Here is a 22,395-nt window from a genome sequence, read left to right as displayed (position 1 = left end):
CACAGATTGCTGATTGGGCCCGCTGCAACGGGTCGATTATTTCTTGGCAGGCGCGCGGCGACCGTAAACCAACCAGGTCACCAGCACGCAAACGACGTAAAACACGAGAAAGACCTTCATCGCGCCGACCGGCGAGCCGGTCATCGCCAGTGAGGTGCCGAAGGCTTTGGGAATAAAGAAGCCGCCGACGGCGCCGATGGCGGAGATAAAGCCTAGCGCGGCGGCGGTATCGGTCACCGCTTCGTGCTGCGCCTGTTCATCGCTGCCGCCGCGCGCCTTCACCCTGTCGATGGTGATGCGGCGGAAGATCACGGCGATCATCTGGAAGGTAGAGCCGCTGCCCAGCCCGGCGGTGAGAAACAGCCCCATAAACACCAGATAGAACGCCAGGAAACTGCCGGAGCCGCTGCCGGGCAGGGTCAGGAACAGCAGGGCGGTAAACAGTGCCATAAACACGAAGTTGATCAGGGTGACGCGCACGCCGCCCAGCTTGTCGGAGATCACGCCGCCCATCGAACGCGCCAGCGCGCCGATAAACGGGCCGAAAAACGCCAGCTGCAGAATATCCACCTCGGGAAACTGCGTCTGGGCCAGCATGGCGAAGCCGGCGGAAAAACCGATAAACGAACCGAAGGTGGCCAGATACAGCAGCCCTAACAGCCATAGGTGCAGGCGCTTTAGCACTGGCAGCTGTTCGGCGATCGAAGCTTTCGAGCTGGCGATATCGTTCATGCCGACCCAGGCGGCCAGAGTGGCCACCAGCAGCAGCGGCACCCAGATCCAGGCGGCGTTGGCCAGCCACAGCGTGGCGCCGTCTTCCTGAGCGACGCCCGGTACGCCGAGCAAGGTAAACAGCGGCAGCAGGATCACCAGCGGCGCGATCATCTGCATCACGCTGACGCCCAGATTGCCGAGGCCGCCGTTAATCCCCAGCGCGCTGCCCTGCCGGGCCTTCGGGAAGAAAAAGCTGATATTGCCCATGCTGGAGGCAAAGTTGGCGCCGGCAAAGCCGCACAGCAGGGCGATAACGATAAACACCCAGTAAGGCGTGGCAGGGTGCTGAATGGCGATGCCGAGCGCCACGCAGGGGATCACCAAAATCACGGTGCTGATCACCGTCCAGTGGCGGCCGCCGAACATCGGCACCATAAACGAGTAGGGCACGCGCAGCAGCGCGCCGGAGAGCGAGGGCAGTGCGGTCAGTAAAAACAGCTGGTCGGTGGTGAAGTGAAACCCCACCTTGTTGAGGTTAACGGCCACGGCGCTGAACAGCATCCAGACGCAGAACGCCAGCAGCAGACAAAAAACGGAAATCACCAGATTACGACGCGCGATGCCTTTACCTTTATTGTTCCAGAAGGCCTCGTTCTCCGGCCGCCAGTCACGCAAAAGATAGGGATTATCTTTCTCAGTTTGTTGCGACATATGCCCTCACTAAATGGCTAACCTAATGAAAACACGATTGAATATTATAATTGCCCGGCGGGTTATTTTTTAACCTGTCGAACGGGTTTTAGATTGAAGCGTAGATGAAGAATGCCGCTTATGTGATATATCGACTTATTCTGTGGGGTTATGAGTGTAAATTTTTGTAACCATAAATATTTAAATACATCAATATCTATGCAGAATATTGTCAGGATGGGGAGAACTGGCAAAGCTCAGTAGAATGATGGGGGCGGCAGTAAGAGCCATCGTGATAAGGCCGTTATTGGCGATTTTTTAGAGCATTCAACAATTCAGCCAGCGCTTCAGCGTAGTTTTTAGCAGCAGTGTTGCGTTCAATAGCCGGCTGTTCCTCTGTCGCCATTGCCAGCGCGGCACCATGGGTGAAATCGACAAGTATACCGACCCATCGCCGGACACCTGCTGACGACAACCCGCTTCGGTGCAGCAGTTGTGTAATGTCAGCGGTGATCCTTCTGGCCTGTTTGGGGAATACCTTGGGCCGGCTGAAAATCAGCAGCGTTAGTCCGGGGTGCTGCAATACCTGGCTGTGGTAAGCCTGCAACAACCCCGCCAGTCGGGTGAGGGGATCGTCATCTGGCGGGGCGGTAACCTCTTGATATACCCTCTCTGCCATAGCGGCGATCAAGCCGTCCCGATCGCCAAAATAGTAGTAGATCGTCATCGGATTGATGCGTAATCTCGTCGCCAAAGCGCGCATTGTAAAGGCTTCTGGCCCTAGTGTATCTAGCATCTCCAACGCTGCAGAGAGAATTGCACCAGGCAAAATCACTCCGTTGCCGCGCGCCGGACGCCCGACCGGCCGGTTCATGAGACGACTCGATAGCGTGACTGAACCAGCCCGGAAGCGAAGGTACGGGTGTGCTCATGAACCAATGGAATATCGGTGGGAAGGGAACCGAACAGAGCACGCCCTTGCCCTAGCAGCAATGGAATATGGGTGATCACCAGATCGGCAATCAGGCCAGCCTGCAAAAATGACTGGATAATGCGACCACCATCGACATATACCCGCCGATGTCCTTCGGCTGCCAGCATCGTCATCGCCTGTGTGGGCGAGCTGTCGGAAAAGCGAATTTTCCCTGTTAGTTCAGCAGGAATGTGCTGTTCGTCCAACGTGCTGGAGAGGATGAGTACCGGGCGGGTGTATGGCCATGGGCGGACATGTTGTACGGTCTCATAGGTAGCGCGTCCCATCAGTATGACGTCAATATTTTCAATAAAATCATCATAACCATGATCCTCTTGAGGATCATCGCGTTCGAGCAACCATCCTATATCGCCATCGGTACGGGCAATAAAACCGTCAAGACTTGCAGCGATGAAAACGTGTCCGGAGATCATTTCAATACCTATTATTTATACGGCGTATAAATAATAGTGGTGCCATGGAGTGATAACGTCAAATTTATCGTTCTAATTGGCGCCGATGGTCCTGTTCAGCGCCGGATAAAGTCAGAAACCACAGTCGCTCAGTCCCGGATGATCGTCCGGGCGTCTGCCCAGCGGCCAGTGGAAACGGCGTTCGGCCTCGGCAATCGGACAGTCGTTGATACAGGCGAAGCGGGTGGTCATTAGCCCCTGCGTATTAAATTCCCAGTTCTCGTTGCCGTAGCTGCGGTACCAATTACCGGAATCGTCATGCCACTCATAGGCGAAGCGCACCGCGATTCTGTGTGCGTCAAACGCCCATAACTCTTTGATCAGGCGGTAATCCAGCTCCTTCTGCCACTTGCGCTGTAAAAACTGCACCACTTCATCACGTCCGTTAACGAACTCGGCGCGGTTGCGCCACCGGGTGTCCGGCGCGTAGACCTGCGCTACACGTTGTGGATCGCGACTGTTCCAGGCGTCTTCGGCCAGACGGACTTTTTGCCGGGCGCTGTCCGGCATAAAGGGCGGCAGCGGGGAACGGGTTTCCATGATACTTTCCTCTTGGCATGTAGACAGAGTTGTCTACATGTGCAGGTTATCTTGTGTAGACAGACTTGTCTACATGCTGCGATAATCTCTGCCAGGAGGCATTCATGACCACAGCCGATTCACGCAGCGCGCGCGAGCGCATTATTGATACCGCCCACCGTCTGTTTTACCAAGATGGCATCCGTGCCACCGGTATCGACCGTATTATCAAACAGGCGGGGGTGACCAAGGTGACCTTTTATCGCCACTTTCCCGCCAAAAACGATCTGATTCTGGCGTTTTTACGCTATCGGCATGAACGCTGGATCGCCTGGTTCCGCGAGACGCTGGCGCGGGAGATGGCCAACGGCGGCACGCTGCCGCAGGCGTTGCCCGCCACGCTGGCACAGTGGTTCGCCACGGCGGATTTTCGCGGCTGCGCGTTTATCAATACGGCAGTGGAAATGGCCGACAGTCTGCCGGAAACGCTGGTGCAGGCGCGTGAGCACAAGCAGGATATGATGCGGGAGATCGCCGCTTTCCTGCCGGATGACCGGCAAGGGGCGCGCGAGGCGCATAAGCTGGCGTTATTGGTCGACGGGGCGATCGTGATGGCGCAGCGTGGGGAAAAGGGGGTTGAGGTGCTTTCGTTACTGCGCGAATGCGTGGCGGACAGCCTGAAACGCTAGGCGCAGGCGTCCGGCGACCTGCGCATTGAGGCGTTTACTCCGGGAGATCGATCAGCAACGCGCGCAGCGGCGTTTCAGCCCGCAGCGTAAGCAGAGTTTCGTTATGCACGAAAGCGCCGTCGCCGCAGGTCAGGTGCTGCGGCGCATGGTGCTCGCCGTGGGCGGAACAGGCGCCGTGGATCGATTGCAGATAGGCCCGCGGGCCGTGCAGCGGCAACGTCAGTGCTTCCCCGGGCGCTAAATCCAGGTGGTGAATCCACACCTGCTGGCGTAAATGCAGACTGCCCTGTGCGCCGTCCGGCGAGGCCAGCAACTGGTGGGACTGCGGTTGCAGCGCCAGGCGCTGAATACGCTCGTTGGCGCGTTCCGGGCAGGCGTCCAGCCACAGCTGCATACGCGTCAGCGGCGTGTCGGCACTGAGGTTTTGCTCGCCGTAGCTGACGCCATTATGCGCCGCCAGTAGCAGGGCTTCGCCGGCGGCGGCGCGGACGCTGTTGCCGTCGTTATCACGGTACTCTGCTTCCCCCTGCAGGATCAGGTTGATGATGTCGACATTGGGGTAGGCGCGCGGCTGCAGAGCAGCGCCCGGCGCCAGCACTTCCTGGTTCAGCACCCGCAGCGAGGCGTAGCCCATCAGTTTGGGATCGAAGTAGTGTCCGAAAGAAAAGGTGTAGCGAGCCTGCAGCCAACCAAAGTCAGCTTGCCCGCATTGTTCTGCTGTTCTGCATGTGATCATGGCAATGGGCTCTCTAATTTCAATCTGTATATCCTAAATAATTCGAGTTGCAGGAAGGCGGCAAGAGAAGGAATCCCGATGAGCTGACTCGGGTCAGTGATTCGGGTGACTGAGCGCAGCCAACGCACCTGCAGCTTGAAGTATGATGGGTATAAATGGTAAGCATCTGGACGGCAGATTGTTAGCCAGTTAATCTGGTTGCCATATTCAAATTTCCTGACAGAGAGATGCAATGGCCAGAGATCGGGCGTTAACGCTTGAAGCGTTAAGGGTGATGGATGCCATCGATCGCCGCGGCAGTTTTGCCGCAGCGGCAGATGAGCTGGGCCGGGTGCCGTCGGCGCTCAGCTACACCATGCAAAAACTGGAAGAAGAGCTGGACGTGGTGCTGTTTGACCGTTCCGGCCACCGCACTAAATTCACCAACGTCGGCCGTATGCTGCTGGAACGCGGCAGGGTACTGCTGGAAGCGGCCGATAAGCTGACCACCGACGCTGAAGCGCTGGCGCGCGGCTGGGAAACGCACATCACCATCGTCAGCGAGGCGCTGTCGCCGCCCAGTTTGCTGTTTCCGCTGGTCGACAAGCTGGCGCTGAAGGCCAATACCCAGGTGTCGATTTTGAGCGAAGTGCTGGCCGGCGCCTGGGAGCGTCTGGAACAGGGGCGGGCCGATATTGTGATCGCGCCGGATATGCATTTTCGCGCCTCGTCGGAAATTAATACCCGCAAACTGTATAAAGTGATGAGCGTCTATGTGGCTGCGCCGGATCACCCGATTCACCAAGAGCCGGAACCGCTGTCGGAAGCCACCCGGGTGAAATACCGCGCCATTGCGGTGGCGGACACCGCGCGCGAACGCCCGGTAATTACCGTCCAACTGCTGGATAAGCAGCAGCGGCTGACCGTCAGCACCATCGAAGACAAGCGTCTGGCGCTGTTGGCCGGCCTGGGTGTGGCGACCATGCCGTATTCCATGGTGGAAAAAGATATCGAAGAGGGGCGGCTGCGTGTCGTGGGACCGGAATACAGCCGTGAGGCGGACATTATCATGGCCTGGCGGCGCGACAGTATGGGCGAGGCGAAAGCCTGGTTCCTGCGTGAAATCCCGCGACTATTCGCCCAGAAATAGTGAAAACCTCGCCGAATGGCGAGGTTTTTTTATTAGCGGAAACGCTGGTCGCGGCCGTGCGGCTCATTCAAATCCTGCGCCGGGCCGATGGAGATAATGCCGTACGGATTGATGGTGGCGTGACTGCGGTAGTAGTGATGGCGGATATGCGCCATATCGACCGTCGCGTCGACGCCCGGCAGCTGATAAATATCGCGCAGAAAACCGTACAGATTCAGGTAATCGCTGATGCGCCGCTTGTCGCATTTAAAGTGGGTGACATACACCGGATCGAAGCGCACCAGCGTGGTCCACAGGCGTAAATCCGCCTCGGTCAGCCGATCGCCGGTCAGATAACGGTGCTGGCCGAGGATCTGCTCCAGCCGCTCCAGCGAAGTGAACACGCCGTTCACCGCTTCATCGTACGCTTCCTGACTGGTGGCAAAACCGGCTTTGTAGACGCCGTTATTGACCGTGTCATAAATCCAGCCGTTCAGCCGATCAATTTTTTCGCGCAACTCGGCCGGGTAATAATCGCCGGCGCGTGCGCCCACGCCGTCAAAGGCGCTGTTGAACATGCGCAGGATATCGGCGGATTCGTTGCTGACGATGGTCTGCCGCTGCTTATCCCACAGCACCGGCACGGTCACGCGGCCGCTGTAGTGCGGATCGGCGCGCAGGTAGAGCTGGTAAAGAAAATCGGCGTGGTACAGCGGGTCGCCGCTGGCGCCGGGAAAATCGTCAGCGAAGGTCCAGCCGTTTTCCAGCATCAGCGGATGCACCACGGAAACCGGAATAATCTGCTCCAGCCCTTTCAGTTTACGCATCAGCAGCGTGCGGTGCGCCCACGGGCAGGCGAGGGAAACGTACAGGTGATAGCGATCTTTTTCCGCGACAAACCCGCCGTCGCCGTGCTCGCCGGGCTGTCCATCGGCGGTGATCCAGTTGCGGAACTGGGAGGTAGAACGCTTGAAGCGGCCACCGGTGGATTTGGTGTCGTACCAGACGTCTTGCCAAACGCCGTCAACGAGTTGTCCCATGGGTGTCTCCTTCGTCTTGTATGACAGAACGGGAGTCAGGCATGCCTGACTCCCCTAAGATTAGTTTACCACTTCTTGTTCAGCAGGCGGTCGATGCTGAATGCGCCCGGACCGGCGATGGCCAGCACGATATAACCGCCGGCGATGGTCAGGTTTTTCATAAACATCAGCTGGTTAACACCATCTGCAAAGTTAGTGTGGAACAGCAGCGCGGTCAGAATGGTGAAGCCGGCGGTAAACAGCGCCGTGGTGCGCGTCAGGAAGCCGAACAGAATCGCCAGGCCGCCGCCGAACTCCAGCAGGATGGTCAACGGCAGCAGGAAGCCCGGTACGCCCATCGATTGCATGTACTGCTGAGTGCCGGCGTAAGCGTCGCCCATTTTGCCGTAGCCGGCGACGATAAACAGGATTGGCATCAGAATACGCGCCACCAACAAACCGGTATCTTCTAATTTTTTCATCATTCACTCCAAAAGTTTTTTGCGCCACGCTGGCTGTGTTATGACATCTGGCGGCGCGCAGAGCGTTGTTCTGCCGTGCCGTCCGTTTCGATGGAATGAATGTTAATCGGGAAGCGTACACTTTGTTAGCAAGTAAAATTGCTATAATCTTTCAAAAATCATGAATATTTAGCTGGCTAACATTTGTGGCGTAAATATAAAGAGTCACGGCGCACGACGTACGCCGTGGTCAGAGCCACGGAATAAGGCAAAAAAGGGCGAGGGAGAAGGGTTAGCGGGAGAGGGTTTTGCGCAGCAGGCGCACGGTGCCCCAGGCGCTGAAGGCCCGGCGCGACCAGCGAATCAGCTTGCTGGGGTGGCGCATGCCGTACAGGGCGACCACGCCGGAGCCGAGCAGCAGGTACTTGCGCATGCCGAACAGGGCTTGATAACCGCGGTCAATGTGTTCGGTTTTGTCCAGCCACTGTGCTTTATTGTCGCCCAGGTCGGCGCGCTGCTGCTCGATCCGGCTAATCAACTGCTGTTTTCTGACGGCCAGCGCCCGGCGGCGGCTCATTTTTTCCCCTCCAGCGCGGCGCGGTCCAGCTCCAGCTGTTTGCGCGTTTCGGCCAGCAGCGTGGTGCGTTTCACTTTCACCAGCGTCCAGATCACGCCCACCACGGCCAGAAACAGCAGCACGCCGGTCGTAGTGCCCAGCGCCATCACGCGGTAGGCCGGGTCGATCGCCCAAAACAGCAGGATCAGCAGGCTCATCAGGCCGAAAGCGGTAAACAGCAGAGTAATGCCGACCAGCAGCATCAGCTGAATCAGGTTGGCTTTTTCCTCTTCCAGTTCAACGACCGCCAGCTTAAGCCGTGATTCCACCATGCCGACCAGGATGGTGATAATACGCTGGCCGATGTCCAGGACCCCTTTGGCGGGGCCCTGCGCACGGGATTGCTCGTGCTCGTTCATGATTAACGACGCGCCAACAGAACGCCCAGCACGACGCCGACTGCTGCGCCGATACCGATGCCGGTCCATGGATTGTCGCGCACATAGTCGTCAGCCTGGCCGGCGATCTGTTTGGTCTGGTTAGCCAGTTTGTCGCCGGCGTCGCCCAGACGGGCGCGGGTGTCTTTCAGCGCGCCCTGCGCTTTGGAACGCAGCTTTTCCAGTTCGGCCTTCGGCTTATCGGTGGAAGAGTTCAGCACCTCTTCCAGGGTGTCGGCTAAGGACTTCAGTTCAGCGCGTAAGTTTTCTGCATTTGCATCTTTTGCCATTTCTCTAACTCCTTAACGTTAACTCCAAGAGAATTCCAACATAGCGGATTTTTTTACGGCAGCAAAGCGCTCAGATGGCGAATATCACTGCGGAAACGATTATTTTCCTATGAATATTCCGAATGCCGGGCGCTGTGCTCCGCTGGCCGTCTATTCCGCCTGTGCCTGTTTCAATTCGGCTTCGGCTTCCGCCAGCTTCTGCTGCTTTTTGGTGATTTTATCCAGTTTGCCGGTTTGCTGGGCTTCTTTCAGCTCCTGGCGGCGTTCCGACACTTTATGCTGTTTCTCTTCAATTTTTTTCTGCCGCTCGGCCTGCAGACCCGCATCGGTGCAATGGGCCTGCACTTCACCCAGCGCCGTTTTCAGCCCGGCGACGCGTTGGCTGTTGCCGTGCTGGGTGGCGTAATCAATCTGCTGTTGAATTTCCTGCTCTTTGGCGGCACAGCCGCCCTCGGCCGCTATCGAAAAAGAGGCGAAGGTGGATAAAAAGAGGGCCAAAGGGGCGGTATAGCGTAACTTCATCTGTCGGTTCCTTGTTAATGGGATGCATGGGGATGTATCCGTTTTCCTGCTGGGCGATGGGGAATTACGCACTGACATCGCCGTTATTCAGCATAGTCACTAAATCGCTCGGATAGCAAAGATCCGTGCCGAAAAGCCAAACGACTGTTTATAAAATGAGCGCTTCGCGACCTATCCCAGATCTTGCGGCGTGCTGCTGACCAGCTTACGTATCCAGTGGCTGGGGGCGGGGAGCTCGCTCAGCGCGATGGTATAGCCGGGAGGCAGAATGGCCTGCAGCGTTTCCCGCGCCAGTAACTGTTGCTGGGGGGAGTCCAGGCGGATGACCAGGCCATCTCCTTCCGGCGTAATGCTTTTAATACGGATGCCGCGCGCATCCAGACGTTGGTAAACGTAGAAACCGTCCGGCAGCGACAGGCCTTGTTGGGTCGAGCGGATGCGCAGTTCGGTTTCAGTGCGCACCATGGCGGGCAGAAAAAACACCGAAAGCGCCAGCAGGGCCAGCGCGATAATCAGTGCATACTGCCAGCGGGAGCGCGGCGTGGTCACGCGCCGTTGCCCGTATTTTGGCTGGCGCGCTTTTTGCGCCACAGCACGATCAACGACCCGACCAGGCCGACCACCAGCAGCACCAGCGGCAGCATCATCAGGCAGAACATCAGCTGATCTTCGTATTTGCGGAACACCGGCGTTTTACCGAGCGCAAAGCCCAGGCTGGTCAGGATCACCACCCACAGCAGGCCGCTCATCCAGTTGAAGAACTGGAAGCGAGCGTTGCTCAGGCCAGACAGGCCGGCGATGGTAGGCAGCAGCGTGCGTACAAAGGCCAGAAAACGGCCGACCAGCAGCGCCGACAGGCCGTGGCGGTGGAACAGTTGGTGTGCGCGCTGGTGGTAGTGGGCGGGCAGGTGCGACAGCCAGCTCTGCACCGTGCGGGTATTGCCCAGCCATTTGCCCTGTATATAACTGACCCAGCACCCCAGACTGGCGCCGACGGTCAAAATAAAGATGGTGAGCGGGAAATTCATGGTGCCTTTGGCGATCAGCACGCCGACCAGAATCAGCAGACTGTCGCCGGGCAGGAAAGCGGCGGGCAGCAGGCCGTTTTCCAGAAACAGAATCATAAACAGCAGCACATACAGCGTCCACACCAGCGAAGGGTTCGCCAGCGTTTCGAAGTCCTGCTGCCATAAGGCATCCAACAGTTGCTTAATGATATCCATCCAGTGTTCCTAAAACGTCTTTGCCTGATTTCTCTTGGCGGCCTGGTTGCCGGTATGCTGGCGCCGCGGGTGAACGGTGAGGTATTTTTACTTGTGAGTGGTAACCCATGCCGATCATGAATGGTAAGTCAGCGTACCTCGGTACAGCATGTTGCTCGCTTTCCAGCCGCCGACCCGGCTTTGCTGGTGGGATGTGCGGAGCATCCAGTTAACCTGGTCAAGACGGTTGGACGCCGGCGCCGCCTGGCGCGGATAGCGGCTCTCTCGCCGCGCCTCTGTTAAAGCATAGGCGGGGATGGGGGAAACGGCAGAGAGCGGGGCGCTATGGCAGGGAGGATTGCGCGACAGCAGCAGCGGCCATTTTTTCCCCGGCGTTTTGCTGCGCAGGTCGGCCGGCGGGCGTAGCGCCTGAAGATAGTCGTTCTGGGCAGCTGTCGCGTCGTTCGGCTGGGCGTTTTGCAGCGCAGAAGATGCCGGTTGCATGGTATAGAGCTGGTGGCCGGAGACCGCGCCGGTCCAGCACAAAAGAGCAATCAGCATGGCAAACAACCAGCGCATGAATTCGCGTTCCGCCCCCGCAGTAATAAGGCTAAAAAAAGTGGTCTGATTTTAGCAAAGCCGCCCGATCGGCAACAGAGAAATCTCTACTGCCGCCGGTGAATTATTACACGGGAAACGGCGCTGACCGCATTGATTCAGCGTATTTTACAATACCTGACATAAGGTAAGATTATTTGACCGCCATCGACTATTTGTTGCTGCCGGCTGCGCTGTCCAGATGCGGCAGCGGATTCTCGGCGAACAGGTAACGGTCAACGTTATATTCGAAATCGTCGGTGGTGGCGTTGAACAGCATCTGCTTGGTGTTTTCCAGGTGTTGCCACATCGCCAGCTTGGCGGCGGCGGGGTCTTTGCGCATCAACGCCTTGAGAATCTGGTCATGGTCATCGCACCAGCTGTCGATCGAGCGATCGTCAATATGCTCGTGCAGTTTAATCCAGTAAGGGTTGTGCACCCGCTGGCTCCACATTTTTTCGACGATGGTCGCCATTGCGGTATTCTGCGTCGCAAGCGCGATCTGTACGTGGAACTTCAGATCCCACTGTGAATCGCGGAAGCGATCCTCCCGGCGGGCGTTTTCCTGAATCTCCATCAGCTGCACAATGTCCTGCTTGGTGACCTGCGTGGCGGCGAACTCGGCGATATTGCTCTCAATCAGCTGGCGCGCCTGCAGCAGCTCGAACGGCCCGACGCTGGCGAATTCGATGCTGTCGCCCGGCACCACCAGGTGTTTTTGCTGGTTGGAGATCACGTGGATCCCGGAACCCTTGCGCACTTCGACGTAGCCTTCCACTTCCAGCATGATAATCGCCTCGCGCACCACGGTGCGGCTGACGTTCATCTCTTCGGCGATATAGCGTTCCGCCGGCAGTTTGTCGCCAACCGGATAAACGCCGCCTTCAATGCGTTGTTTCAGTTCGGCGGCCAGTTGCTGATATAAGCGTCTGCTTTCGGTGAATTCCATAATGAGTGCTCTGCGCTAGGAAAGGCGGGTTGCCAACAGATTTGTTATACCACTTATCCGGTTTTGCCGCCAGTGAATGGCGGCGGCGCAACCCGGCACATACGCCGGGCTGAGCGGGGGATTAACCGCCTGCGGCGGCGGTTTGCAGCGCTTCCTTTTCCCCGGCGGCGGCCGGACGATTTTGCAGCACCGTCCAGATCACGATGGCGCCCAAAATATCGAATACCGACAGGGCGGCGAACAGCGGGCTGAAGCCGAGCGTATCCGCCAGCGCGCCGACCACCAGGGCGAACAGCGTGCTGGCGGTCCAGGCCGCCATACCGGTCAGGCCGTTGGCGGTCGCCACTTCGTTGCGGCCGAACACGTCGGAAGAGAGCGTAATCAGCGCGCCGGACAGCGCCTGATGCGCGAAGCCGCCGACGCACAGCAGCGCAATGGCGATATAGGGGCTGGAAAACAGGCCGATCATGCCGGGGCCGATCATCAGCACCGCGCCAAGCGTCACCACCAGCTTGCGGGATACGATCAGGTTAACCTTGAAATATTTCTGGAACAGCGGCGGCAGATAACCGCCGACGATACAGCCCAGATCGGCGAACAGCATCGGCATCCAGGCGAACATGGCGATCTCTTTCAGGTTAAAGCCGTAGGCCTTAAACATAAACAGCGGGATCCAGGCGTTAAAGGTGCCCCAGGCCGGTTCTGCCAGAAAGCGCGGCAGCGCAATGCCCCAAAACTGACGGTTGCGGACGATCTGCCAGGCGGACATTTTCTTGGCGTTGCTGGTCTGATGCTGGGCTTCCTGGCCGTCGAGGATATAGCTGCGCTCCTCGGCGCTGAGCTTCTTTTGGTCTTTCGGATGCTTATAGAAAATCAGCCAGCAGATGGCCCAGATCAGGCTCAGGGCGCCGGTGATGATAAAGGCCATTTCCCAGCTGTGGGCGACGATCGCCCACACCACCAGCGGCGGCGCGATCATGCCGCCGATTGACGATCCGACGTTAAAATAACCCACGGCGATCGAGCGCTCTTTGGCCGGAAACCATTCACTGCTGGCCTTCAGTCCAGCGGGAATCATCGCCGCCTCCGCCATGCCGACCGCGCCGCGCGCCAGCGCCAGCCCGCCCCAGCTGTTGGCCAGCGCGGTGCCCATACAGAACAGCGCCCATAAAACGGCGAACATCGCATAGCCCACTTTGGTGCCGAGTACGTCGAGCACATAGCCGGCCACCGGCTGCATCACGGTATAGCAGGCGGAGTAGGCGGCGACGATATAAGAATATTGTTGGGTGGTGATATGTAAGGTGTTTTCCAGCGTCGGTGCGGCAACGGCAATCGCATTGCGGGTCAGGTAGCCCAGCACCGTGCCGATGGTCACCAGCCCGATCATGTACCAGCGTAACCCTTTGATCTTGCGCATGAGAAATCTCTCCCCGTCTTTAGCAGTCGTCGCGCTCATGGATGCTGCGCAACGTAGATAATGGTGATTCCCTGTCAGTAATGGTGTAACGCGTGTTCTGTTCGCCGGGGCTTCCCGCAGCGAGGTGAAGAGGCGAGACAATAACTTGTCATACAGATTTAAAAGTTGAGTGACATCACAAAAGTCATTATTCAGTTACGCAATAATATGGAGGCTATGCTTAGGTTTTTGGGTGATGAATTACGCTGTTAATGCCCGTTTAAGCGCCATTTTCACCGTGAGTACGACGAAAAAAACCTGGACGCCGCCATTAATTGGTGTGATAACTTTTTAAAGAAATGAGGCGACAAAACCCGCTACGCAAGCTGAGGACCTGATATGGCCACGTTTTTAGGCGAAGATTTTTTACTGGATACGGAATTTGCCCGGCGTTTGTACCATGAATATGCGGCGCAGCAGCCGATTTTTGACTATCACTGCCATCTGCCGCCGGAGCAGATCGCCGAGAACTATCGCTTCAAGAATCTGTATGACATCTGGTTGAAAGGCGATCACTACAAATGGCGCGCCATGCGCACCAACGGCGTGGCGGAACGCCTGTGCACCGGTGATGCCGGTGACCGGGAAAAATTCGACGCCTGGGCGGCAACCGTGCCGCACACCATCGGCAACCCGCTCTACCACTGGACGCATCTGGAACTGCGCCGGCCGTTCGGTATTACCGACACCTTGCTGTCGCCGGCGACGGCGGATACCGTCTGGCAACGTACCAATGAGCTGCTGACGCAAGATACGTTCAGCGCGCGCGGGATCATGCAGCAGATGAACGTGAAGATGGTCGGCACCACCGACGATCCGATTGACGATCTGCGCCACCACCGCGCGATTGCGCAGGATGCCGGCTTTAACATCAAGGTGCTGCCGAGCTGGCGGCCGGACAAGACGTTCAATATTGATGCGCCGACCTTCACCGACTATCTGCAGCGGCTGACGGCCGCGTCCGATGTGGCGATCCGCCGCTTTGATGACCTGCGCCAAGCGCTGAGCAAACGGCTGGACCACTTTGCCGAGCACGGCTGCAAGGTGGCGGACCATGCGCTGGACGTGGTGGTGTACGCCGACGCCGACGAGGCGGCGCTGGATGCGATCCTGAGCCGGCGCCTTGACGGCGCGCTGCCGGACGACACGCAGAGCGCGCAGTTCAAAACCGCCGTGCTGGTGTTCCTGGCGGCAGAATATCAGCGCCGCGGCTGGGTGCAGCAGTATCACATCGGCGCGCTGCGCAATAACAACAGCCTGATGTTTGAGCGTATCGGCCCGGATATCGGCTTTGATTCGATCAACGACCGGCCGCTGGCGCAGCCGCTGTCGCGCTTGCTGGACGCCCAGGCGCGGCAGGGCGGGCTGCCGAAAACCATTCTGTACTGCCTCAACCCGCGCGATAACGAAGTGATCGGCACCATGGTGGGCAACTTCCAGGGCGAAGGGACGCCGGGCAAGATGCAGTTTGGCTCTGGCTGGTGGTTTAACGATCAAAAAGACGGTATGCAACGGCAAATGACCCAGCTGGCGCAGCTTGGTCTGCTGAGCCGCTTTGTCGGCATGCTGACCGACAGCCGCAGCTTCCTGTCTTATACCCGTCATGAATATTTCCGGCGCATTCTGTGCCAGATGATCGGACGCTGGGTTGAAGACGGCGAAGCGCCAGCGGACCTGGCGCTGCTGGGGGAGATGGTGAAAAACATTAGCTTCGACAACGCCAAAAACTATTTCGCCATTGAACTGGCCTAGCCGTCGCCTACAGGTGCCTTATGCAGAGCTTTATTAAGATTCATGCGCAGGACAACGTGGCGGTCGCCCTGCGGGATTTGGCCGCCGGTGAAACCCTGCAGCTGGATGATGCGCCACGCCTGACGCTGCCGCAGCCGGTGGCGCGCGGGCATAAATTCGCGCTGACGCCGATCGCTGCCGGCGGGACGATCGTTAAATACGGTCTGCCGATCGGCCATGGGGTCACGGCGATTGCGCCGGGGGAGCACATCCACGCTCAGAACGCCAAGACCAATCTGAGCGATCTGGACGACTACCAGTACCAGCCGGATTTCCCGGTGGTGCCGCCGCAGGCGGCGGATCGCGAGGTGCAGATCTATCGCCGCGCCAATGGCGAGGTCGGCATCCGCAATGAACTGTGGATCATTCCGACTGTCGGCTGCGTAAACGGCATTGCCCGGCAGATCCAGCGGCGTTTCCTGCAGGAAACCGCCGATGCCCAGGGTATTGACGGCGTGCATCTGTTCAGCCATCCGTTCGGCTGCTCCCAGCTGGGGCAGGATCATGAAAATACCCGCACCATGCTGCAAAACATGGTGCGCCATCCGAACGCCGGCGCGGTACTGGTGATTGGCCTGGGCTGTGAAAACAATCAGGTCGATGCGTTTCGCGACACGCTGGGCGCCGTAGACGACGCGCGCGTACGTTTCATGGTGTGCCAGCAGCAGGACGATGAAGTGGAGGCCGGTCTGGCGCAGCTGCACGCGCTGTACCAGACAATGCTTGACGACCGCCGCCAACCGGGCCGGCTCAGCGAACTGAAGTTCGGCCTGGAATGCGGGGGGTCTGACGGGCTGTCCGGCATTACCGCCAACCCGCTGCTGGGGCGCTTTTCGGACTATGTGATCGCCAACGGCGGCACCAGCGTGCTGACCGAAGTGCCGGAGATGTTCGGCGCCGAGCGTATTCTGATGAGCCGCTGCCGCGACAGGCAGACTTTCGACAAGACCGTCGCCATGGTCAACGACTTCAAAAAATACTTTATTGCCCACCAGCAGCCGATTTATGAAAATCCGTCGCCGGGCAACAAGGCCGGCGGTATCACCACGCTGGAGGAGAAATCGCTGGGCTGCACCCAGAAAGCGGGGCAGAGCCAGGTGGTGGACGTGCTGAAATATGGCGAGCGTCTGCGTCAGCCGGGGCTGAACCTGCTGAGTGCGCCGGGCAATGATGCGGTGGCGACCAGCGCGCTGGCCGGCGCCGGCTGCCATATGGTGTTGTTCAGCACCGGACGCGGCACGCCGTACGGCGGCTTTGTACCGACGGTGAAGCTGGCGACCAACAGCGAACTGGCGGCGAAAAAACCGCACTGGATTGATTTTGACGCCGGGCGGCTGATTCACGGCATGGCGATGGAGCAGCTGCTGACGCAGTTTATCGATGAAATTGTCGCCATCGCCAACGGTAAGGCGGCGAAAAACGAGCTGAACGATTTCCGCGAGCTGGCGATCTTTAAGAGCGGCGTCACATTGTAAAGCGTCAGCGGCGCGAGTAACATAAAACGGCATTTCATTTTTTGCCGTTTTTCCGCTTCAGGATCTGTCCATGACGTTTTATTGGTTTGCTCAGGCGGTTGGCGTGCTGGCCTTTCTGGTCGGCATTACCAGCTTTTTCAACCGTGACGATCGTCGTTTCAAATTGCAGCTCTCCGGCTACAGCCTGACTATCGGCATTCATTTCTTCCTGATGGGCGCCAACGCCGCCGGCAGCAGCGCATTACTCAGCGCCTGCCGCAACCTGGTGTCCATGCGCACCCGCAGCCTGTGGGTGATGTGGCTCTTTCTCAGCCTGACGTTGGTGATGGGCCTGTCGCGCTACCAGCATTGGGTCGAGCTGTTGCCGATTTTCGGCACCTCGATCAGCACCTGGGCGCTGTTCCGCACCCGCGGCCTTACCACCCGCTGCGTGATGTGGTGTTCCACCGCCTGCTGGGTGACGCATAATATCTGGCTGGGGTCGATCGGCGGCTCGTTGATTGAGGGCAGCTTTCTGCTGATGAACGGCTTTAATATTCTGCGTTTCCGCCGCCTGCAGCGGCGCGGTATCGATCCGTTTGCGGCAGAAAAGCAGGCCGAAAAAAAGGCGTCCGAAGGACGCCTGATGTCAGAACCGCGCGCTTAGCGCATTTTCAGCGGGTCATCGTCCGCCAGCCGTTGATCTTCCGCCATACAGGCGGCGGCGGTGAACAGCACGTCGGTGGAGGAGTTCAGCGCGGTTTCCGAGGAGTCCTGCAGCACGCCGATAATAAAGCCAACCGCAACCACCTGCATGGCGATATCGTTCGGGATGCCGAACATATTGCACGCCAGCGGGATCAGCAGCAGCGAGCCGCCGGCCACGCCGGACGCGCCGCAGGCGCAGACCGCCGCCACCACGCTCAGCAGCAGCGCGGTCGGAATATCCACCGCAATGCCCAGCGTATGCACCGCCGCCAGCGTCAGCACGGTGATGGTGATCGCCGCGCCGGCCATGTTGATGGTGGCGCCGAGCGGAATGGAGACCGAGTAAGTATCCTCATTCAGATTCAGCTTTTTGCACAGCTCCATATTCACCGGGATATTGGCCGCCGAACTGCGGGTAAAGAAGGCGGTGACGCCGCTTTCGCGCAGGCAGGCGAACACCAGCGGATACGGGTTGCGGCGAATTTTCCAGTAGACGATCAGCGGGTTGAGTACCAGCGCCACCAGCAGCATACAGCCAATCAGCACCATCAGCAGCTGGGCGTAGCCCCACAGCGCGTCGAAGCCGGTCTCCGCCAGCGTGGACGCCACCAGCCCGAAGATGCCCAGCGGCGCGCAGCGGATCACCGCACGTACCACCTGCGTGACGGCGTGTGAGGCATCGGTGATCAGCAGTTTGGTGCTGTCTGCGGCGTGGCGCAACGCCAGCCCCAGGCCGATGGCCCAGGCCAGAATGCCGACGTAGTTGGCGTTGATCAGAGCGTCGAACGGATTCGCCACCACGTTCATCAGCAGGCCTTTCAGCACCTCGGTGATACCGCCCGGCGGGCTGATATCGACATTGCCGGTGACCAGCGCCAGGCTGGACGGGAAGGCGAAGCTGAGCAGCACCGCCACCAGCGCAGCGGCGAAGGTGCCCAGCAGATAAAGGAACAGGATCGGACGGATATTGGTCTTCTGCCCCTGCTTATGGTTGGCGATGGACGCCATCACCAAAACCAGCACCAGCACGGGGGCGACCGCCTTCAGCGCGCCGACGAACAGCGCCCCGAGCAGGCCCACGGCCGATGCGGCGGCAGGGGAAATAAATGCCAGCAGGATGCCGGCCACCAGACCGACCAGAATTTGTTTAACCAGGCTGCCCTGTGTAATGCGTGTCAGTATTTTATGCATGATGCTTATGTGCGTTTCCGCTTCCTGATGATGTTGCGTAATGGGTGCTGCGCCTCGGCAGGAACGGCGCCGGGCGAATTTTATGCGCACCTGTAACCAAGTGTGTTTGCTATTTCAGTATTCAGTAAACGCGCGGGGTTGGGAAGTCTCTGATGTGAAATTCTGCGGGCGGATCAACTCTTGATAACATACTGGTTACATTTGTGTGATCGCAATAACATTTGGCGTTTGTCGCGATGAACAAACGATTATGGGGCGGAAAGCCGCCCCGGGTAACAGATTATTGCGCCTTACGCGCCAGCCGGTCATTGCGATGATTGACCCAGGCGTTAATCGCCAGCGTCAGCAGCAGGATACCGGCCACCACGCCTAACGAAATGCCGATCGGAATATGGTAGAAATCGACGATCAGCATTTTGACGCCGATAAACACCAGAATCACCGACAGCCCGTACTTCAGCATCGAGAAGCGCTCGGCCACGTTGGCCAGCAGGAAGTACATGGCGCGCAGGCCCATAATGGCGAACAGGTTAGAGGTAAGGACGATAAACGGATCGGTGGTGACGGCGAAGATGGCCGGAATACTGTCGACCGCGAAGATCACATCGCTCAGTTCCACCAGAATCAGCACCAGCACCAGCGGCGTGGCGAACAGCAGACCGTTGCGGCGCACAAAGAAACGCTCGCCTTCCAGGTTATCGGTCATACGCAGGTGGCCGCGCAGCCACTTCACCAGCGGCTTGTCACCGATGGCGCCGTCATCCTCTTTCGCCAGCGCCATTTTGATGCCGGTAAACAGCAGGAAAGCGCCGAACAGGTACAGCAGCCACGAGAACTGGGAAATCAGCCAGCTGCCGGCAAAGATCATGATGGTACGCAGCACAATCGCGCCCAGTACGCCGTAAATCAGCACGCGGCGCTGCAGGTTGGCCGGCACGGCAAAGTAGCTGAACAGCATCAGCCAGACGAAGACGTTGTCCACCGCCAGCGCTTTTTCAATCAGATAGCCGGTCAGGAAGGCCAGCGCCTGCGTATCGGCCACGGCGCGGCCGGCGGTTTCGCTCAGGTAGTACCAGAAACCCAGGTTGAACAGCAGAGAGAGGGTGACCCACACCAGCGACCAGCAGGCGGCCTGCTTCATCGACATGGTGTGCGAGCCTTTGCGGCCCTGCAGCAGTAAATCAATGGCGAGCATCACCACGATAACGGCGGCGAAGCTGCCCCATAACCACGGAGTGCCAACGGTATTCATCATTATGTATCCTTCAAAAAACAAAAACGGCCAACGTCGGAAGGACGCCAGCCGCTCTGTGAACGCTGCAAGCAAACCTCGCCTTCCGGCAAGGTCTCACTTACAACGTCGATGAAGGTGTTACACCTTGACCATCGGGTTGCCCGGTAACCGGATGCTTGCGCATCGTAATGACGATTAACCGGCAATGAAGTTACTCCCCTTTGCTGACGTAAAAAGTAATGCAAAATGTGTCAGCGGTCAACGTCTAATCTTCATCCGGCCAATGCCTGCTGCGCGCCGAGGCTGACGACAAACCCCTGCAGCAGCAGCCTGCTGAACGGCGTATCGTCCACCTGCCGTTGTTTTTGCTGGTATTCCGCCTGCTGCTCCGGGTTTAATTCGGCCAGCCAGTGCAGATAGCTGCGCATGGTCGCCGCGTCGAATTCCGGGTGGAACTGGGTGGTCAGCGCATTATCACCATAGCGCAGGATCTGGTAGTCATCCTGCGCCGAGCGGGCCAGCACGTCGGCGCCCGGCGGCGGCGTCAGCACGCTTTGTGAATGGATCAGGTTGGCTTTGAAACGCGGCGGCAGCATCATCAGCCGGCGGTCGCTCGCGCCGGCCGGCAGCAGTTCAATCTCCAGCGTACCGACTTCCATCCCCTGCGGGTGATAGCCCACCTCGCCGCCGAGCGCATGGGCCAGCAACTGATGGCCGTAGCACGCGCCGAAGATCGGCAGGCGGAGCGCCATCGCCTGACGCAGCCATTCGGCCGCCTGTTCGCTCCACGGCAGCCGTTCGGTCACCATCGCCGGTGAGCCGGTGATCACCACGCCGCAATAGTCCGCCGGCGCCGCCGGTTGTTCTCCGGCGGGCAGGTGGACGACCTGCACGCGTTCGGCGGCCATGCCGCCTTGTTGCATAAACATCTGTTCGAAATTGCTGTGCGTCTGGCGGATGGCCTCAGGCGCATCGCCGGTTTGCATCAGTAACAGCGGCTTCATTGTCCTTCTCCATCTGCCGGGAAGACGACGCCGGTTTGCCGGCGGATTTCACTTAACAGGGCGGCGACGATACGCGAGTTTTCCAGGCCGGCATGTTCAACCTGATGACGCGTCACCAGATCGGCAAACACCTCGGCCTCATACTGCATGCTATTGCCGTGCTGCGGTTGGCTCAGATCCTGACGGCTGCCGCCGCGTGGCAGCAGCGTCACCCCCTGACACTCGGAAATCTTGTCGATCAGCAGCGCGCCGTCCTCACCCTGAATTTCGCTGGCGAGCGCCGAGTCGCTGACTTTGGAGTGGCCGAGCGTCACGTCAAAATCGCCGTAATTGAGGCAGACGGTGCCGTGGGCATCCACGCCGGTGTCCAGCAGGGTGGCGCTGGCGATCAGCGATTGCGGCGCGCCGAACAGGGCCACCGCGCTCGCCAGACAGTAATAACCGATGTCCATGATCGAACCGTTGGAGAACTGCGGGTTGAAGGTATTCGGGTTTTCTCCCGCCAGATAGCGTGGATAGCGGGATGAGTACTGGCAGTAGTTGAAGAACGCTTTGCGCAGTTTGCCCACTTTAGGCAGCGTTTGCCGCAGGGTGATAAAGTTGGGCAGATGGGCGCTCTTGAAGGCTTCGAACAGCACCACCTGCTGCTCGCGCGCGCAGGCCAGCAACAATTCCACTTCCTGCAGATTGGACGCCAGCGGTTTTTCGCAGATCACATGTTTGTGATGGCGCATAAACAGCAATGCTTGCTGGCAGTGCAGCGAGTTCGGGCTGGCGATATACACGGCGTCAATCACATCGGACTGCGCCAGCGCCGTCAGATCGTCAAACAGATGCTCGACCTGATAGGGGGCGCCGAAGCTTCTGGCCTGCTCCAGACGGCGGGAATAGACGGCGTTCAACCGCATTTTTCCGCTTTGATGGGCGGCATCGACAAAGCGTTCGCTGATCCAGTTGGTGCCGACGACGGCAAAACGAATCATAGATAACTCCGGTGGCAGGTACTGATAAATCAGAGTATCACGCCGCCGGCAGAAGGCGAGTTTTTGTTAAAAATACGTTAACTATCAGCGGTCGGCGTACAGCCCGCCGAACAGCGCCAGATGGGTGAGATACAGGCGGGTGTCAAACTCCAGCTGGTGATAGTCGGGTTCCATATGGCAGCACAGCTGATAAAAAGCCTTGTTGTGGTCTTTCTCTTTCAGGTGCGCCAGCTCATGCACGACGATCATGCGCAGGAAGGCTTCCGGCGCGGTCTTGAACACCGTCGCTACGCGGATTTCCGCTTTGGCCTTCAGCTTACCGCCCTGTACGCGCGAAATGGCGGTATGCAGACCCAGCGCGTGTTTCATCACGTGAATTTTGCCGTCATACGCTACCTTGCTGATCGGCTGGGCGTTGCGTAGATATTGGTTTTTGATCTCGGTGGTGAATTGGTACAGCGCCTTGTCGGTGGTGCAGCTGTGCACTTGCGGATAGCGCTGCAGCAGCACCTCACCCAGGCGCTGTTGCTGGATCAGCTGTTGTACCTGCGTCTGCAGATGGGCGGGGTAGCCTTGCAGATAAGTCAGTTCGGACATGACGCGATAATCTTCAGTAACTATTCAGCCGGTTATTGT

26 protein-coding genes are annotated in these 22,395 nt (G+C 58.5%); 5 read left to right on the top strand and 21 right to left on the bottom strand.

Annotation, left to right across the window (positions count from 1 at the left end):
* Positions 1-36: 36 nt before the first annotated feature.
* The 4 genes from narU to CLM71_RS20975 all read right to left on the bottom strand — a co-directional run bounded on the left by narU (position 37) and on the right by CLM71_RS20975 (position 3,390).
* Complete coding sequence (gene narU, locus CLM71_RS20990) at positions 37-1,425, bottom strand: nitrate/nitrite transporter NarU (RefSeq protein WP_105232729.1); 1,389 nt, start codon at positions 1,423-1,425, stop codon at positions 37-39.
* Between the two features lie 283 nt (positions 1,426-1,708).
* Positions 1,709-2,233 carry a TetR/AcrR family transcriptional regulator gene (locus CLM71_RS20985; RefSeq protein ID WP_199776390.1) on the bottom strand — a complete coding sequence of 175 codons (525 nt, stop codon included), beginning with the start codon at positions 2,231-2,233 and terminating at the stop codon, positions 1,709-1,711.
* A 41-nt stretch (positions 2,234-2,274) separates the two neighbouring features.
* Complete coding sequence (locus CLM71_RS20980; RefSeq protein ID WP_105232727.1) at positions 2,275-2,811, bottom strand: dihydrofolate reductase family protein; 537 nt, start codon at positions 2,809-2,811, stop codon at positions 2,275-2,277.
* A 111-nt stretch (positions 2,812-2,922) separates the two neighbouring features.
* Positions 2,923-3,390: a nuclear transport factor 2 family protein gene (locus tag CLM71_RS20975; RefSeq protein ID WP_105232726.1), complete on the bottom strand. Its 468-nt coding sequence runs from the start codon at positions 3,388-3,390 to the stop codon at positions 2,923-2,925.
* 104 nt (positions 3,391-3,494) lie between these two features.
* On the opposite strand from CLM71_RS20975, the gene CLM71_RS20970 reads away from it, so the two are divergent.
* Positions 3,495-4,058 (top strand): TetR/AcrR family transcriptional regulator, encoded by a 564-nt coding sequence (locus CLM71_RS20970; protein WP_105232725.1) that lies wholly within the window; start codon positions 3,495-3,497, stop codon positions 4,056-4,058.
* Between the two features lie 34 nt (positions 4,059-4,092).
* Here CLM71_RS20970 and CLM71_RS20965 read toward each other — a convergent pair whose 3' ends face one another.
* Positions 4,093-4,794 carry a pirin family protein gene (locus tag CLM71_RS20965; RefSeq protein ID WP_105232724.1) on the bottom strand — a complete coding sequence of 234 codons (702 nt, stop codon included), beginning with the start codon at positions 4,792-4,794 and terminating at the stop codon, positions 4,093-4,095.
* Between the two features lie 232 nt (positions 4,795-5,026).
* On the opposite strand from CLM71_RS20965, the gene CLM71_RS20955 reads away from it, so the two are divergent.
* On the top strand, positions 5,027-5,923 hold the full coding sequence (locus CLM71_RS20955; RefSeq protein ID WP_105232722.1) for a LysR family transcriptional regulator: 897 nt from the start codon (positions 5,027-5,029) through the stop codon (positions 5,921-5,923).
* 32 nt (positions 5,924-5,955) lie between these two features.
* Here the strand turns inward: CLM71_RS20955 and CLM71_RS20950 are convergent, their stop codons facing one another.
* From CLM71_RS20950 to CLM71_RS20900, 11 genes are all read right to left on the bottom strand, one after another.
* On the bottom strand, positions 5,956-6,942 hold the full coding sequence (locus CLM71_RS20950; RefSeq protein WP_105232721.1) for a glutathione S-transferase family protein: 987 nt from the start codon (positions 6,940-6,942) through the stop codon (positions 5,956-5,958).
* A 65-nt stretch (positions 6,943-7,007) separates the two neighbouring features.
* Positions 7,008-7,403, bottom strand: coding sequence for a DoxX family protein (locus tag CLM71_RS20945; RefSeq protein ID WP_105232720.1), 396 nt, complete (start codon positions 7,401-7,403; stop codon positions 7,008-7,010).
* A 271-nt stretch (positions 7,404-7,674) separates the two neighbouring features.
* The gene (locus tag CLM71_RS20940) at positions 7,675-7,959 is read right to left on the bottom strand and encodes a YqjK-like family protein (RefSeq protein ID WP_105232719.1); all 285 of its coding nucleotides are present in this window, start codon (positions 7,957-7,959) and stop codon (positions 7,675-7,677) included.
* Positions 7,956-8,357 (bottom strand): phage holin family protein, encoded by a 402-nt coding sequence (locus tag CLM71_RS20935; RefSeq protein ID WP_105232718.1) that lies wholly within the window; start codon positions 8,355-8,357, stop codon positions 7,956-7,958. The genes CLM71_RS20940 and CLM71_RS20935 overlap by 4 nt, the downstream gene beginning before the upstream one ends.
* A gap of 2 nt (positions 8,358-8,359) precedes the next feature.
* The gene (locus CLM71_RS20930; protein ID WP_105232717.1) at positions 8,360-8,665 is read right to left on the bottom strand and encodes a YqjD family protein; all 306 of its coding nucleotides are present in this window, start codon (positions 8,663-8,665) and stop codon (positions 8,360-8,362) included.
* Positions 8,666-8,815: 150 nt separating this feature from the next.
* Positions 8,816-9,187 carry a DUF1090 domain-containing protein gene (locus CLM71_RS20925; protein WP_105232716.1) on the bottom strand — a complete coding sequence of 124 codons (372 nt, stop codon included), beginning with the start codon at positions 9,185-9,187 and terminating at the stop codon, positions 8,816-8,818.
* Between the two features lie 171 nt (positions 9,188-9,358).
* Positions 9,359-9,736: an EnvZ/OmpR regulon moderator MzrA gene (gene mzrA, locus CLM71_RS20920; RefSeq protein ID WP_105232715.1), complete on the bottom strand. Its 378-nt coding sequence runs from the start codon at positions 9,734-9,736 to the stop codon at positions 9,359-9,361.
* Entirely contained in the window at positions 9,733-10,410 is a 678-nt protein-coding gene (locus CLM71_RS20915; protein ID WP_105232714.1) for a DedA family protein, read from the bottom strand. The genes mzrA and CLM71_RS20915 overlap by 4 nt, the downstream gene beginning before the upstream one ends.
* Positions 10,411-10,524: 114 nt before the next feature.
* Complete coding sequence (locus tag CLM71_RS20910; protein ID WP_105232713.1) at positions 10,525-10,968, bottom strand: hypothetical protein; 444 nt, start codon at positions 10,966-10,968, stop codon at positions 10,525-10,527.
* Positions 10,969-11,158: 190 nt separating this feature from the next.
* Positions 11,159-11,935: a transcriptional regulator ExuR gene (gene exuR, locus CLM71_RS20905; protein WP_105232712.1), complete on the bottom strand. Its 777-nt coding sequence runs from the start codon at positions 11,933-11,935 to the stop codon at positions 11,159-11,161.
* 121 nt (positions 11,936-12,056) lie between these two features.
* The gene (locus CLM71_RS20900) at positions 12,057-13,355 is read right to left on the bottom strand and encodes an MFS transporter (protein ID WP_105232711.1); all 1,299 of its coding nucleotides are present in this window, start codon (positions 13,353-13,355) and stop codon (positions 12,057-12,059) included.
* A 378-nt stretch (positions 13,356-13,733) separates the two neighbouring features.
* Between CLM71_RS20900 and uxaC the strand changes: the two genes are divergently transcribed.
* The 3 genes from uxaC to CLM71_RS20885 all read left to right on the top strand — a co-directional run bounded on the left by uxaC (position 13,734) and on the right by CLM71_RS20885 (position 17,306).
* Positions 13,734-15,146, top strand: coding sequence for a glucuronate isomerase (gene uxaC / locus CLM71_RS20895; RefSeq protein WP_105232710.1), 1,413 nt, complete (start codon positions 13,734-13,736; stop codon positions 15,144-15,146).
* Between the two features lie 20 nt (positions 15,147-15,166).
* Positions 15,167-16,660, top strand: coding sequence for a UxaA family hydrolase (locus CLM71_RS20890; RefSeq protein WP_105232709.1), 1,494 nt, complete (start codon positions 15,167-15,169; stop codon positions 16,658-16,660).
* A gap of 70 nt (positions 16,661-16,730) precedes the next feature.
* Entirely contained in the window at positions 16,731-17,306 is a 576-nt protein-coding gene (locus CLM71_RS20885) for a YgjV family protein (protein ID WP_105232708.1), read from the top strand.
* Here CLM71_RS20885 and sstT read toward each other — a convergent pair.
* The 5 genes from sstT to CLM71_RS20860 form a co-directional block, all read right to left on the bottom strand.
* Positions 17,303-18,538: a serine/threonine transporter SstT gene (sstT, locus tag CLM71_RS20880; RefSeq protein WP_105232707.1), complete on the bottom strand. Its 1,236-nt coding sequence runs from the start codon at positions 18,536-18,538 to the stop codon at positions 17,303-17,305. The two genes, CLM71_RS20885 and sstT, sit on opposite strands and share 4 nt — an antisense overlap.
* 280 nt (positions 18,539-18,818) lie before the next feature.
* Entirely contained in the window at positions 18,819-19,793 is a 975-nt protein-coding gene (locus tag CLM71_RS20875) for a TerC family protein (RefSeq protein WP_105232706.1), read from the bottom strand.
* A 251-nt stretch (positions 19,794-20,044) separates the two neighbouring features.
* Positions 20,045-20,776 carry a glutamine amidotransferase gene (locus tag CLM71_RS20870; RefSeq protein WP_105232705.1) on the bottom strand — a complete coding sequence of 244 codons (732 nt, stop codon included), beginning with the start codon at positions 20,774-20,776 and terminating at the stop codon, positions 20,045-20,047.
* Positions 20,773-21,759: a Gfo/Idh/MocA family protein gene (locus CLM71_RS20865; RefSeq protein ID WP_105232704.1), complete on the bottom strand. Its 987-nt coding sequence runs from the start codon at positions 21,757-21,759 to the stop codon at positions 20,773-20,775. The genes CLM71_RS20870 and CLM71_RS20865 overlap by 4 nt, the downstream gene beginning before the upstream one ends.
* Positions 21,760-21,843: 84 nt before the next feature.
* Complete coding sequence (locus tag CLM71_RS20860; RefSeq protein ID WP_105232703.1) at positions 21,844-22,356, bottom strand: M48 family metallopeptidase; 513 nt, start codon at positions 22,354-22,356, stop codon at positions 21,844-21,846.
* Between the last annotated feature and the right edge of the window lie 39 nt (positions 22,357-22,395).

Source organism: Serratia sp. MYb239, from assembly GCF_002966855.1.
Lineage (GTDB): Bacteria > Pseudomonadota > Gammaproteobacteria > Enterobacterales > Enterobacteriaceae > Serratia_B > Serratia_B rhizosphaerae.
Note: the sequence above shows the minus strand (reverse complement) of the source record. Positions and strands in the feature narration are given on the sequence as shown.